Annotated in this window: 12 protein-coding genes; 5 read left to right on the top strand and 7 right to left on the bottom strand. The window is 66.9% G+C overall.

The annotated features are described in order from the left end of the window. The 3 genes from leuB to leuC all read right to left on the bottom strand — a co-directional run. Nucleotides 1–897: 3-isopropylmalate dehydrogenase (gene leuB, locus ABNS06_RS05760; RefSeq protein ID WP_348673152.1), on the bottom strand; the 897-nt coding region annotated here is incomplete at its 3' end. Further along, nucleotides 894–1,541, bottom strand: a complete 648-nt coding sequence (gene leuD / locus ABNS06_RS05755) for a 3-isopropylmalate dehydratase small subunit (RefSeq protein WP_348673151.1) — start codon at nucleotides 1,539–1,541, stop codon at nucleotides 894–896. The genes leuB and leuD, both read right to left, overlap by 4 nt. 4 nt (nucleotides 1,542–1,545) lie before the next feature. Then, on the bottom strand, nucleotides 1,546–2,958 hold the full coding sequence (gene leuC / locus ABNS06_RS05750) for a 3-isopropylmalate dehydratase large subunit (protein ID WP_348673150.1): 1,413 nt from the start codon (nucleotides 2,956–2,958) through the stop codon (nucleotides 1,546–1,548). Nucleotides 2,959–3,060: 102 nt separating this feature from the next. Here leuC and ABNS06_RS05745 point away from each other — a divergent pair, with 102 nt between their 5' ends. Continuing rightward, nucleotides 3,061–3,933, top strand: a complete 873-nt coding sequence (locus tag ABNS06_RS05745; RefSeq protein ID WP_348673148.1) for a LysR family transcriptional regulator — start codon at nucleotides 3,061–3,063, stop codon at nucleotides 3,931–3,933. 145 nt (nucleotides 3,934–4,078) lie between these two features. Here the strand turns inward: ABNS06_RS05745 and ABNS06_RS05740 are convergent, their stop codons facing one another. Genes ABNS06_RS05740 through prmB form a run of 3 tightly spaced genes read right to left on the bottom strand, consistent with a single transcriptional unit; the run spans nucleotide 4,079 to nucleotide 7,318 of the window. Beyond that, complete coding sequence (locus ABNS06_RS05740; protein ID WP_348673146.1) at nucleotides 4,079–5,251, bottom strand: MFS transporter; 1,173 nt, start codon at nucleotides 5,249–5,251, stop codon at nucleotides 4,079–4,081. Nucleotides 5,252–5,266: 15 nt separating this feature from the next. Further along, a complete protein-coding gene (gene aroC / locus ABNS06_RS05735) occupies nucleotides 5,267–6,364 on the bottom strand; it encodes a chorismate synthase (protein ID WP_348673145.1) in 1,098 nt (365 codons plus the stop codon). A 51-nt stretch (nucleotides 6,365–6,415) separates the two neighbouring features. Beyond that, on the bottom strand, nucleotides 6,416–7,318 hold the full coding sequence (gene prmB / locus ABNS06_RS05730; protein WP_348673144.1) for a 50S ribosomal protein L3 N(5)-glutamine methyltransferase: 903 nt from the start codon (nucleotides 7,316–7,318) through the stop codon (nucleotides 6,416–6,418). A gap of 47 nt (nucleotides 7,319–7,365) precedes the next feature. On the opposite strand from prmB, the gene ABNS06_RS05725 reads away from it, so the two are divergent. The 4 genes from ABNS06_RS05725 to ABNS06_RS05710 all read left to right on the top strand — a co-directional run bounded on the left by ABNS06_RS05725 (nucleotide 7,366) and on the right by ABNS06_RS05710 (nucleotide 11,187). Continuing rightward, nucleotides 7,366–7,962: an SCO family protein gene (locus ABNS06_RS05725; RefSeq protein ID WP_348673143.1), complete on the top strand. Its 597-nt coding sequence runs from the start codon at nucleotides 7,366–7,368 to the stop codon at nucleotides 7,960–7,962. A 56-nt stretch (nucleotides 7,963–8,018) separates the two neighbouring features. Beyond that, complete coding sequence (gene asd / locus ABNS06_RS05720; protein ID WP_348673154.1) at nucleotides 8,019–8,840, top strand: archaetidylserine decarboxylase; 822 nt, start codon at nucleotides 8,019–8,021, stop codon at nucleotides 8,838–8,840. A gap of 121 nt (nucleotides 8,841–8,961) precedes the next feature. Further along, nucleotides 8,962–9,780: a DUF6502 family protein gene (locus ABNS06_RS05715; RefSeq protein WP_348673142.1), complete on the top strand. Its 819-nt coding sequence runs from the start codon at nucleotides 8,962–8,964 to the stop codon at nucleotides 9,778–9,780. 3 nt (nucleotides 9,781–9,783) lie between these two features. Beyond that, nucleotides 9,784–11,187: a DUF5666 domain-containing protein gene (locus tag ABNS06_RS05710; protein ID WP_348673140.1), complete on the top strand. Its 1,404-nt coding sequence runs from the start codon at nucleotides 9,784–9,786 to the stop codon at nucleotides 11,185–11,187. 33 nt (nucleotides 11,188–11,220) lie between these two features. Here ABNS06_RS05710 and ABNS06_RS05705 read toward each other — a convergent pair. Continuing rightward, nucleotides 11,221–11,633 (bottom strand): amino acid--tRNA ligase-related protein (locus ABNS06_RS05705; RefSeq protein WP_348673139.1); only part of this gene is annotated, 413 nt, incomplete at its 5' end.

Below are 11,633 nucleotides of genomic sequence, written 5' to 3'. Positions count from 1 at the left end.
CATCGCCAGCGACAGGATCGTGGCCAGGGGATTGGCCTTGTCCTGACCGGCGATATCCGGCGCCGAGCCGTGCACCGGCTCATAAAGCCCCCGGCTCTGCTCGTTCAACGAGGCCGACGGCAGCATGCCGATCGACCCGGTCAGCATCGCCGCAATGTCGGACAGCACGTCGCCGAACAGATTGCCGGTGACAATGACGTCGAACTGCTTGGGCGCCCGCACCAGCTGCATCGCGGCATTGTCGACGTACATGTGCGACAGCTCGACGTCCGGATACTCCTTGCCCATGGCGGTCACGATATCGCGCCAGAACTCGGAGACCTCCAGCACGTTGGCCTTGTCCACCGAGCACAGGCGGCCATCGCGCAGCCGGGCGATCTCGAATGCACGCCGGGCGATGCGCTCGACCTCGTCACGGCGGTAGACCATGGTGTTGTAGGCGCGCCGTTCGGCCCGCTCGCGCGGCTGACCAAAATAGATGCCGCCGGTCAGTTCGCGCACGATCATGATGTTCAGCCCGGCCACCAGCTCCGGACGCAGGCTGGACGCCGAGGCCAGTTCCGGCACCAGCGTGGCCGGCCGCAGATTGGCGAACAGGTCCAGCGACGAGCGGATGCGCAGCAGGCCGCGCTCCGGACGCAGATCGCGCTCGATCGTGTCCCATTTCGGGCCACCCACGGCACCGAACAGGATGGCATCACTGGCCTTGGCCAGCTCCAGCGTCGAACTCGGTAGCGGATCGCCTTCGGCATCGTAGGCGGCCCCGCCGATCAGCGCGGTTTCCGTTTCCACCTTCAGGCCGTGGGTGCGCGCAAGAGTCCGCACCACGCGCCCGGCCTGGGCGACGATCTCCGGACCGATCCCGTCGCCGGGCAGCAGCAGCAGCTTGTGCGTCATGCTCCGAGCTCCCCCTGCAACCACGGTGTCGCTTCCCGCTGACGCGCCTCGAACGCGCGAATCGCGTCCTCGTACTGCAACGTCTTGCCGATCTCGTCCAGGCCCTGCATCAGGGTGTCGCGACGGAAGCCGTCGATGTCAAAGGTCCAGACACGGCCATCGGGATGCCGAACCTCGCAGGCCTGCAAATCCACGGTCAGGTCCAGCGGACCCGCCAGCGCATCCTGCATCAGCGTCTCGACCACGTCGGCCGGCAGCACCACCGGCAGCACGCCGTTCTTGAAGCAGTTGCTGAAGAAGATGTCGGCGTAGCTCTCCGCGATCACGACCCGGAAACCGTAATCCGCCAGCGCCCAGACCGCATGCTCCCGCGAGGAGCCGCAGCCGAAATTGCTCCGCGCCAGCAGGATGCTGCCGCCACGGTAGTCCGGCTGGTTGAGCACGAAGTCGGGATTCTCGGTCCGGTCCTCCGGCCGCGAATCCAGCGTGCCGGGATCCTTGAACCGCCATTCGTCGAACAGGAACGCGCCGAAGCCGGTGCGCTTGATCGACTTCAGGTACTGCTTGGGAATGATGGCGTCCGTGTCCACGTTGGACCGGTCCATGGGCAGCACGCGGCCCGTATGCGTAATCAATGGTTCCATCGGTTCAGCCTCCCGCTTCCAGGGTCCGCACGTCGACAAAGTGGCCGTGCACGGCGGCCGCCGCCGCCATGGCCGGGCTGCAAAGATGCGTGCGTCCACCCGCCCCCTGTCGCCCTTCGAAATTCCGGTTCGATGTCGATGCGCAGCGTTCGCCCGGCTCCAGCCGGTCCGCGTTCATGCCCAGACACATGGAGCAGCCGGGCTCGCGCCATTCGAAGCCGGCGTCGATGAACACCTTGTCCAGACCCTCGGCTTCGGCCTGCGCCTTGACCAGACCGGAGCCCGGCACGACCAGCGCCTGGCGAATGCTCGGCGCCACATGGCGACCGCGCGCCACGGCGGCGGCGGCGCGCAAATCCTCGATCCGCGAATTGGTGCAGGAGCCGATGAACACGCGATCCATCGGAATCCCGGTCAGCGGCTGTCCGGCCTGGATATCCATGTATTCCAGCGCCCGGGTCCAGCCCGCGCGCTTGTCGGCGGGCGCCTGCTCGGGGTCGGGCACCCAGGACGTCACCGGCGCGACCATCTCCGGCGACGTGCCCCAGCTCACCTGGGGCGCGATGTCCTCGCCACGGATGGACACCTCGACGTCGAAGCGCGCATCCGGGTCGGAGACCAGGTCACGCCAGGCGGCCTCCGCGCGTTCCCACATCGGTCCTTTCGGTGCGTAGGGACGGCCGCGGACGTAGTCGATGGTCTTGTCGTCGACCGCGACCATGCCGGCACGGGCCCCGGCCTCGATGGCCATGTTGCAGAGAGTCATCCGCCCTTCCATGGACAGATCGCGAATCGCCTGACCGGCGAACTCGATCACGCAACCGGTGCCACCGGCGGTGCCGATCTCACCGATGATCGCCAGCACGATGTCCTTGGCGGTGACGCCGGGACCGACCGCGCCGTCCACGGTGACGCGCATGCTGCGGGATTTCGACAGCACCAGGCACTGGGTCGCCAGCACGTGCTCGACCTCGGAGGTTCCGATGCCGAAGGCCAGCGCTCCGAAGGCGCCATGCGTCGCGGTGTGCGAATCGCCGCAGACGACGGTCATGCCGGGCAGCGTCGCGCCCTGCTCGGGCCCGATCACGTGAACGATGCCCTGCCGCGGGTCGCCCAGATCGAAAAAGGTGATGCCGGCGGCGCGCACGTTGTCACGCAGCGCCTCGACCTGGGTGCGCGAGATCGGATCGGCGATTTCCGCCGTCTGGTCAATGGTCGGCACATTGTGATCCGGCACCGCCAGATTGGCATTGAGCCGCCACAGCTTGCGGCCGGCCAGCCGCAGTCCCTCGAAGGCCTGCGGTGAGGTCACTTCGTGCACCAGGTGCCGATCGATGTAGATCAACGCCGTCCCGTCGCCGTTGTCGCGCACCATGTGCGCGTTCCACAGCTTGTCGTAAAGCGTCTGTGCTGCCACTGCCCTGCCTCCAGGCCATTTCGAGGTGCGCGAGCGTAGGCCGCTCGAATTCATTCTTCAAATGAATTATTTTTCTTCGAACCATTCCAACATGGAATTCAGATGGACGCGGCGCAATTGCAAGCCTTTGTCGGCACGGTGGAATCCGGCTCGGTGTCGGCGGCCGCGACCCGGCTGCATCTGACGCAGTCCGCCGTCACCAAGCGCCTGCAGACCCTGGAACAACAGCTCGGCGAATCCCTGCTGGACCGCATCGGCCGTGGCGTGCAGCTCACCGATGCCGGACAGCGGCTGCTGCCGATCGCCCGCCGCATCCTCGCGGACATGACGCTGGCCCGGCAGGCCGTGCGCAGCGTGCCGGGTCAGGTCAGCGGCGCGCTGAACCTCGCGACCAGCCACCACCTGGGCCTGCATCGGCTGCCGGCCGTGCTGAGCCGCTTTTCCCGGGACTATCCGGCGGTGGACCTCAATCTGGAGTTCCTCGACTCCGAGGAAGGCTGCGACGCCGTGGAATCCGGGCGCCTGGAATTGGCGGTGGTCACGCTGCCGCGCCGCCCTTCCCCGCGCCTGCTGACCCGGGTGATCTGGGAGGACCCGCTGACGCTTTGCGCCGCGCCAGGACATCCGCTGACGGCGCAGGCGGACCTGCGTATCGAGCATCTGGGGCGGCATGCGGCGATTCTTCCCGACCGCAGGACATTCACCCACCGGCTGATCACCGACGCGCTGGCGCAGGTCGACATGACGCCCAAGGTGCGCATGTCCACCAACTACCTGGAGACGATCAAGATGCTGGTCTCCATTGGCCTGGGCTGGTCCGCCCTGCCCCGGACCATGCTGGACGACTCGATCGTCGCCCTGCCGCTGGATCTGAACATCCACCGCAGCCTCGGCACCGCGGTCCACCGGGGCCGCACCCTGTCAGCCCCGGCGCGGGCATTTCTGTCGGTGCTGGACGGGGCGCACGGCGACTGACCGGGCGTCCGACATTCACGGCCAGGGATGGCCGCACGAGACCGTGTACCCCTTCGACGCAGCCGACGCGGACGGCGCGGCGAAACCCGCCGTTTCAGTGAGTCAGGACGTGAATCAACACGGTCAGCTTGCCAAAGCGGAACCCTTAACCCGTCACAACCTCACCCGCCCGCTCCATCGCGGATCCCCGCAGGAGCCGCCAGGCGACAAACCACCCGCCCAGCGCCGCGCCCGCGGCAAACAGGAACAGTGCCGGCGACGGCAGGTGATCCCAGATCACGCCGCCCAGCAGGCTTCCCAGTCCGCCGCCGGCGCCCAGTGAGATGGCGCTGTAAAGGGCCTGCCCCCGCCCCTGCTGCCGGCCCTGGAACAACCGGTTGATCAGGAACACGCCGACCGCGTGATAAAGCCCGAACGACCCCATGTGCAGACACTGGATCAGCAGCAGCATGGGCAGCGATCCGGCGAAGAACGCGAGCAACGCCCAACGCAGCGCCGCGACACCCAGCGCCACCAGCATCAGCCTTCGCGGACCAAAACGTCGCAGCCAGCCCGGCGCGAACAGGAACGTCAAGATCTCGGCCGCCACACCCAGTGCCCACAGGCCGCCGATCAGGCTTTCACCGTGCCCATGGCTGCGTATGTAAAGCGAGTAGAACCCGTAGTACGGCCCGTGGCTCATCTGCATCAGCGCGCAGGCCCCGAGCAACCCGATCACCACCGGCTGCTTCAAGGTCCGGAGGATGGGACCCGGGTCATGCGTCGTCTGCGCGGGCGGCTCGCGCAGCAGCGAGGCCACCAGCGCCAGCATGACCATCACCGCGGCGACGACATACGGCAGCACGGTGACGCCGACCCGCTCGACCCATGCACCCAGCCCGATGGAGGCCACGATGAAACCCACCGAGCCCCAAAGACGGATCTGGCCGTAACGCGCCGCGTGCTCGCGCAGGTAGTTGAAGGTGATTACCTCGAACTGCGGCAGCGCGGCGTTCCAGAAGAACGCGAAGACAACGACGATGCCCAGCAGCGGCCAGAATCCGGGCGCCAGCGGCACGATCAGAAAGGCGCCCGCGGCCAGCAATGCCGCCAGCCGGATGATGGGCAGGCGCCGCCCCATGCGATCGGCAAGCTGCCCCCAGACGTAGGGCGCGATGATCTTGAGCCCCAGCATCGCGCCCAGCAGCACGCCGATGCGCGAGGCCGAGTAGCCGGCCTGATCGAGGTAGACGCTCCAGAACGGGAGCAGCAGGCCCAGCGTGGAAAAGTAGAACGCGTAGAACGCCGACAGGCGCGCGTAGGGAAGGTTGGACGGCAACGGTCAGGTAGACACTTATCGCTGCGAGGGTATACGCGGTGTCTTCGGCTCCACGTCCGCGTTCTGCGCCCGATGGCGCAACCAGTGATCCATGACCACCAGCGCCAGCATCGCCTCGACGATGGGCACCGCGCGGATGCCGACGCAGGGGTCGTGACGCCCGGTCGTGCGCATCTCGGTGGATTCGCCGGACCGCGTGATCGTCTCGCCGGGAATGATGATGCTGGAGGTCGGCTTGAACGCCACGCGCGCCACCAGATCCTGGCCGGTGCTGATGCCGCCGGCGACGCCGCCGGAGTGGTTGGAGCCGAAGCCGTCGGGGCTCAGCACGTCGCGGTGCTCGCTGCCCCGCTGCGCCGCCGCGGCGAAGCCGTCGCCGATCTCCACGCCCTTGACCGCGTTGATGCCCATCATCGCCTTGGCGACGTCGGCGTCCAGGCGGTCGAACACCGGCTCGCCCAGCCCGGGCGGCATGCCGATCGCCTCGACCCGCAGCACCGCGCCCACCGAATCGCCATCGCGGCGCAGCGCGATCAGGTCCTGCTCCAGGGCGTCGACCTGATCGGGATCGGCGCAGAAGAACGGGTTCCGGTCCACCGCTGTCCAGTCGCTTACGGCGAGTTCCCGTTGACCGATGGCGGTCACACAGCCGCGGATTTCAATCCCGAGGCGCTCGGCGAGGTAATGGCGGGCGATGGCGCCGGCCGCGACGCGCACCGCGGTCTCCCGCGCGCTGGAACGACCGCCACCGCGGTAGTCGCGAAACCCGTATTTCTGATCGTAGGCGTAGTCGGCGTGGTTGGGCCGGAACACGTCCTTGATCTTGTCGTAGTCCCGCGAGCGCTGATCCTGATTGCGGATCAGCAGCCCGATCGGCGTACCGGTGGTCTTGCCCTCGAACACGCCGGACAGAATCTCGACCGCATCCGGCTCCTTGCGCTGGGTGACATGGCGGGAGGTGCCGGGGCGCCGACGGTCCAGCTCGCGCTGGATCAGGGTCTCGTCGATGGCCAGCCCGGGCGGGCAGCCGTCGACCACGCAACCGATCGCCGGGCCGTGCGATTCGCCGAACGAGGTCACCGCGAACAGGTGGCCGAAGGTGTTTCCAGACATGCGGTTTAGAGGGTCGGTAGGCGATGATCCGTCATCGCGGGACGCGAAAGTCTACCGTGGCAGCTCGTCGTCGCGGACCACGAACACACCTTCGCCGCCCTGTTCCAGGTCGATCCAGGTGAACGGCACCGCCGGAAACGCCGCTTCCAGCTCGGGACGCCAGGCGCCGACCTCCCCGATCAGACAACCACCGTCGGCCAGATACCGGCGCGCCTCGGCGACGATGCGTCGCGGGTGTTCCATGCCGTCCTCCCCGGATTCCAGCCCCATGCGCGGTTCATGGGCGAACTCGTCGGGCAGCGCGTCGACCTCCCGCCGCGGCACGTAGGGCGGGTTGGTCAGAATCAGATCGAATTGTTCGCCCTCCAGCGCATCGAACAGATCCGACTCGACCAGCGTCGTGCGCTCCTCCAGGCCATAGGCCTCGGTGTTCTGCGCCGCGACCGCCAGCGCATCCGGCGACAAGTCCGCCAGTACCAGCGTCGATTCCGGAAAGGCCATCGCCGCCGCCAGCCCGATGCAGCCGGAGCCGCAGCAAAGATCGAGAATCCGCTCGGGCGCCCGCGCCACCCAGGGGCTGAACCGCTGCTGGATCAGCTCGCCCAGCGGCGAACGGGGAATCAGCACGCGCTCGTCGACGTGGAACGGCATGCCCGCGAACCAGGCCTCGCCGGTGATGTACGCCACGGGCCGGGCATCGGCGATGCGCTCGTGCAGCGCGTCGTAGATAGCCGCGCGCTCGTCGCGCAGCAAACGGCCCCGCAACCAGTCGGGCGAGCTGTCCCTGGGCAAACCGAGCACATGACGGACCAGGAAGGCCGTCTCATCCAGCGCCGTGTTGAACCCGTGCCCGCTGCAGCGATCGGCCCGGTGCATCTCCGAGGCGCCCCAGCGCACCCAGTCCACGCCCGTTTCCAGCACGTCAATCACGGTTTGTGCGCCCGCGTCTGTCATAATTTCGTCTCTTGGCTCCCCGCTCACAAGCTGATTCTCTTCGTAAGATGTCCAAACGTCTGTTGCTGTTGATCGTCGTGGCCCCGGCCGCGCTGGGACTGCTCGTCGCCATGATCCTGCGCGCACCGACCCCGGTGCAATCCATCACGCTACTCGATCATCCCCGCCCGCTGCCGCAAACCACGCTCACCACCGGAGAGGAAACCACCATCGTCGCCAACGCGGCCGGCGACCAATGGCGGCTGATGTTCTTCGGCTTCACGCATTGTCCCGATATCTGCCCGACCACGCTGGAGCGCCTGGCGCGCGTCCGCGGGGAGTCGGAGCTGCTTCGGGACAGGCTGCGCCTGGAATTCGTGACGGTGGATCCGGAACGCGACACGCCGCAGACCATGCAGCAGTACGCGACCTATTTCGATCCCGACATCCGTTCCCTGACCGGGTCCACCGAGGCCATCACGGAACTGGCCGAGGGTGCCGGCATCGCCTTCCTCCGGGTGCCGCTGGATGGTGGTGGCTACACCATGGATCACTCCGCGGCACTGGTACTGGTCAACCCCGCGGGCGCCATCGCCGGCTACATTCTGCCGCCGTGGACCGTGGACGTGCTGCGCAGAGACCTCGAGACCGTGGTCTCCTCGTGAGCGAGCCGCGCGAGCACCTGAAGCCCGGACAACGCGCGTTCGTGCTGATCCAGCGCATGCTGCCGACGTTGTGGCTGTCCGGTCTCGCCCACCGGGTGACCCGCAGCCAGCGCGTGTGGCTGAAGCGACGGCTGATCGAGCGCTTCATGGCGCATTTCGGCATTTCCCTGGATGACGCTCGCCTGCGCAGCCCCGACGCCTATCTGAGCTTCAACCACTTCTTCACCCGGGCCCTGATGCCCGACGCCCGCCCGGTGGACACGGCGACGGCCGCACTGGTCAGCCCGGTCGATGGCGCCGTCAGCCAGGCCGGCGCTATCCAGGAAGGTCGACTCATCCAGGCCAAGGGAATCCGCTATTCGGCCGCCGAATTGCTGGGCGTTGATGCCGTTGGTCTGGGCGCTTTCCTCGGTGGCGAATTTGCGACGCTATATCTGTCGCCCAGGGACTACCATCGAATTCACATGCCAACGGACGGCAAATTGATATCGATGAACTTTCAACCGGGGCGGCTGTTCAGCGTCAACCCGACGACCGTCGCGGGAATTCCCCGCGTCTTCAATCGCAACGAGCGATTGAGTCTGCTGTTCGAAACCCCCGTCGGTCCGTTCGCGCTGGTGCTGGTCGGTGCCATCTTTGTCGGCTCCATCGAAACACGGTGGACCGGCCTGGTCACGCCACCGCACGGGCAGCGTGCCTGGCACAAGCGCATGGACGTGCCGATGGAGATCGCCAAGGGAGAGGAAATCGGACGTTTCAACATGGGGTCGACCGTCATCCTGCTGGCAGGCGCGGGAGCGGTGCGGTGGAGCGATGAACTCCGGCCGCAGACCCCGGTACGCATGGGACAACGAATCGGCACCATCGAAAGACACTGAACCAAAAAGGCTCGGATTTCGCACCTGCAGGAGGTAGGCAAATCCTGGCTCGGGGCCTAGGAGGCCATCAATGAATCTGGCACGCATGGAATCTCTGGGATACGCTTCCCATTCAATGGACATGGACGCACACAGCCAACTGGACCGGGCGCTTCGCCGCCTGCTGCGACCTCTGGTTCGCATCATGCTCCGTCAGGGCATTTCCTTCGGAGAGTTCTCCGAAATCGCCAAGCGCACCTATATGGAAATCGCCTGGGACGAGTTCACGCCGCGCAATGCGCGCGCATCCGACTCCCGTGTTGCGATCATGACCGGGCTGACGCGCAAGGAAGTCAAGCGCCTGCGCGAAACCCGCTCGCAGCGAACCGAGTTGTCGACCAACCACATGAACCGCGCGACCCGCGTGCTGTCCGGCTGGTTCCGCGATCCGGACTTCTGCGACGACAAGGGTCAGCCGCGCCTGCTGAACATGACCGACGACGGCCTCCAGTTCCCGGCGCTGGTTCGCCGTTACTCCGGAGACATGCCGCCGCGCGCGATGCTGGATGAGCTGCGCCGAGTGAACGCGGTCAAGGTCGACGACAACGGCGCGATCCAGGTGAAGTCACGCAGCTTCGTCCCCGATGGTGGCGACCCCGACAGCCTGCGCATGTTCGGCCTCGCGATGAGCGATCTGGGCCACACCATCGACAGCAACCTTGGCGCCGTCCCCGGCGAAGACCTGCTGTTCCAGCGCTATGTCTCCAACGCGCAACTGAATCCACGGATGGTGCCGCTGTTCAAGCGCCTGCTCGCCGAACGGGGCATGCAGCTGCTGGAGTCCCTGGACGACTGGATGTCCAGTAACGAACTACCCGAAGATGCCCCCGGCCAATCCGCCCATATCGGCGCCGGGATCTATTTCTTCGACCGTAGTGACCAACCACCTACCGACGACTGATCGATGCACCGACTGCTCATCCATCGCCTGCTTCCCGCACTGGCAGCCGCCAGTCTGACCGTCGCCTGCGGCACGGTCCTGCGCGTCGCCGGCATCGAAGGCACTGGCGACTCCAACGGGTCCGCCTCTGGATACGGCAGTCTGTTCGTCAACGGTCGCGAGTTCGACACCAGTCAGGCCGAGTTCCTGCTGAACGGGGAAGCCGTCTCCGAAGCCGACATCGCGATCGGCATGCTCACCTCGGTTCAGGGTGATCTGCCGGGCGAACGGGCGGACCGCATCGTCGCCCGACGCACGCTGCTCGCGCCGATTGACGGCATTGCCCGCGTCGGCGAGGCGCGTTCGGCTTCGCTGTCGATCCTCGGCCAGAACGTCCGCGTGGACGAGATGACCCGCCTGGTCGGCATCAGCCTGGATGAGCTCGGTTCGAACATGCTGGTCGACGTGCACGCATTGACGCCGGCCACCGGCACCGCATTGGCGACCTATCTCGAGGTGGCCGACCCTGCCTACACGCCGGGCGGCCAGACGCTGACCCTCACCGGGTTCATCGACACCCTGTCCGCCACCGAACTGGAGATGGGGTCACTGACCGTGGACATCGCGTCGGCGACCATCGACGAAGCCATCGCCGTGGGGGACCGCGTGGTCATTCACGGACAACAGCCCGCGCGCGGCGGCACGCTGTTCGCCACCACGGTGACCATCGCCGCCGACACGCCAGTGCCGGAGACCTATGCGGACCGGACCATTCTGGTCGAATCGGTCAACGGCAGCCTGGTCCGGTCCGGCCAGACGGAGATCGACCTCGCCACCGCGCAAAGGCTGGACAACGCCGACCAATCGGTCGAACCCGGCGTCCAGCTTCTCGCCCGCGGCCCGGTGGATGCCAGCGGTCTGCTGACCGCGGTTGACTATCGGGTGATTCCCGAGCCGGAGGTCATTCTGAGCGGCACGATCGCATCAGCCTCGCCCCAGATTCTGGTGCTGGATCAGGCCCTGGAAGTCCTGCCGATCACGCAATTCATCGAAAGCCGACCGGGCGAGCCCCGTCAGCTTTCACTGGCCAGCCTGCAACTGGGCGACACGGTCACCCTGGTCGGTTATCACGATCGCGACGACAAGCTCGTGACCACGCGCGTGGAACGACGTGCCGCCGGCCTGACGCCCACCGTCTACGGCTTCCTGCTCGACCTGACGGCCGGCCTCACGTCCAACAACCTGGTCATCGGCGGCGTCGAGATCATCACCGATGACGATACGGTCTACGAGACCGTGGGCGGCACGGAGATCTCCGAAACGGTGTTTCTCGCCACTGCGACAATTGGCGTGCTGGTGCAGGCCTGGGGCGTCGAACTCCCTGGAGAAACCGGCCTGCGGGCAACGCGGATCCGGCTGCTGAACTGATCCGCCTCCCACGGGCGCGGGGAACGCCCGCGTTCAGGATCGCGCGAACGGGGCGACCTCGGTGATCGAGCGACATCCTTCGGCTAGCATCAGCAGCCGATCCACGCCCAGCGCCACACCGCTGGCCGCGGGCAATCCGGTGTCCAGCGCCGCCGCCCAGTCCTCGTCCGGCGGCACCGCCGGCAGACCCAGCGCGCAACGGCGTGCCCGGTCGCGATCGGCGCGCTGACGCCACTGCGCCGGGTCTGTCAGCTCCTCCCCACCGTTGGCCAGTTCCACCCCCGACCAGTACAGCTCGAAACGCAGCGCCCTTGTCTCGTCGGCGGGATCAAGCCGCGCGAACGACGCATCCGCGGCGGCAAAGCCCGTCAGGAACACGGGCCCGTCTCGGCCCAGCCCCGGCTGGACACAATGGGAGAACAGCAGGTCCCGCAGCCCGGACGAAT

This window comes from uncultured Abyssibacter sp. (assembly GCF_964000955.1).
Taxonomy (GTDB): Bacteria; Pseudomonadota; Gammaproteobacteria; order Nevskiales; family OUC007; genus Abyssibacter.
Note: the sequence above shows the minus strand (reverse complement) of the source record. Positions and strands in the feature narration are given on the sequence as shown.